The sequence below is a fragment of the Mesorhizobium sp. M4B.F.Ca.ET.089.01.1.1 genome (genome assembly GCF_004022605.1).
In the GTDB taxonomy this organism is placed as follows: Bacteria; Pseudomonadota; Alphaproteobacteria; order Rhizobiales; family Rhizobiaceae; genus Mesorhizobium; species Mesorhizobium abyssinicae.
The window spans coordinates 1-643 of the sequence record NZ_RZOS01001161.1 but is presented as its reverse complement, the minus strand read 5'-3'; the positions used below and the strand labels follow the sequence as shown (position 1 = coordinate 643).

The window sequence follows — 643 nt, the reverse complement described above, 5'->3', positions numbered from 1 at the left end:
GCCATGAACGGCGCCTTGATCAGTCCGGCAAAGATGGTGCTGAGATCGATGGCGATGCGCAGCCTGTCGAGGAAGGCGGCCGGCGGAATGTCGGAATAGAGCCAGGCAGCGACGATGCCGCCGCCGAGTGCTGCAAAATTGGCGACGATGGTGAGGCAAGGCAGCGCGATCACCAGCGCGACCAGCCGCGGGAATACCAGCACGCCGATCGGATTGAGGCCGATGACCTTCAGCGCGTCGACCTCCTCGCGCATCTTCATCGAGCCGATCTCGGCGGTGATGGCGCTGCCGGAACGGCCGGCGATCATGATCGCCGTCATCAGCACGCCAAGCTCGCGCAGGATCAGCACGCCGACGAGGTCGACGACGAAGATGTCGGCGCCGAAATAGCTGAGCTGATAGGCGCCCTGCTGGGCAACGATGGCGCCGACGATCGCCGACATCAGCACCACCACCGGGATGGCGCCGACGCCCATGCGGTCGATCTGGTTGAAGATCGCGGCCGGATTGACGGCATGACCGCGGCCGAGCTTCATCTGGGCGCCGCGGATGGTGGCGCCGAGGATGTTCATCGAGGCCAGGAAATCGTCGCGCATCTCATAGACGCGCCGGCCGACCGCCTCGAGCGCGCGCAGGATGATGT

At 65.5% G+C, this 643-nt stretch carries 1 protein-coding gene; it reads right to left on the bottom strand.

Going from position 1 to position 643, the window contains the following annotated elements:
- On the bottom strand, positions 1-643 hold a 643-nt coding region (locus EN780_RS36585; protein WP_133372973.1), incomplete at both ends, for an ABC transporter permease.